General features: G+C 48.6%; 1 protein-coding gene. It reads left to right on the top strand.

All coding sequences use genetic code 11. The features are described from left to right. Positions 1 to 81: 81 nt before the first annotated feature. Positions 82 to 885: PD-(D/E)XK nuclease family transposase (locus tag RE317_RS20925; RefSeq protein WP_216943848.1), on the top strand; the 804-nt coding region annotated here is incomplete at its 3' end.

An 885-nucleotide genomic window follows, 5' to 3' on the forward strand; every position in this document is an offset into this window, starting at 1 on the left:
ATAATAAAAAGCGCTCATTCATAGGAATTTCCAGATAGAATTCGTTTCTTTGCGGTCAGAAACCATAAAATCATCTTTATTATGTCATCCCGCTTTGTAAACCCTTTCACGGATCTCGGCTTCAAGATAATCTTCGGCCAGCCTGCCAGCAAGGATCTGCTGATAATCCTGCTTAACGAACTGCTGTCGGGTGAGCATCACATTGAAGACCTGACGTTTCTGGACAAGGAGGACCGTTCGGAGAATATTCACGACAAGGGCATCATCTATGACCTTTACTGCCGTACCTCTACGGGCGAGTACATCATAGTGGAGATGCAGAATCGTTGGCATAGCCATTTCCTGGACCGTACGCTCTATTATGTGTGCCGTGCGGTGAGCCGCCAGATGGAGAATCCGTCCTCTAAAGAGGTATGTGTTCCCGATACTCCGTTGGAGGGGGATTGCGGTCTGCTCAGGGAAGAAGAGGCTTCTTACGGTCTCCGTTACAGGCTTCCTGCCGTGTACGGCATTTTCCTGATGAATTTCAAGGAGGATGGTCTGGAAAGCAAGTTCCGTACCGACACGGTGGTTTCCGACCGGGACAGCGGTCGTGTGGTGAACCGGAATTTCCGTCAGATTTATCTCCAGTTTCCTTATTTTACGAAGGATCTGGACGAATGTTCTACTTTATCCGATAAACTAATGTATGCACTGAAGAATATGAACAACTGGAACAGAATGCCCGATGCGCTGAAAGAACAGGTTTTCAGCCATCTTGACCGCCTTGCCGCCAAGGCTCACCTGTCTGAGGGTGACCGTATCGCTTATGATAAGGCGGTGGACCGTTATAACGTGAGCCGTATTGTGGAAAATGATATCCGTGAACAGGCTGTCGCGGAAGGA

This window comes from Phocaeicola sp. GP0067, from assembly GCF_031119655.1.
Classification (GTDB): Bacteria; Bacteroidota; Bacteroidia; order Bacteroidales; family Bacteroidaceae; genus Phocaeicola; species Phocaeicola vulgatus.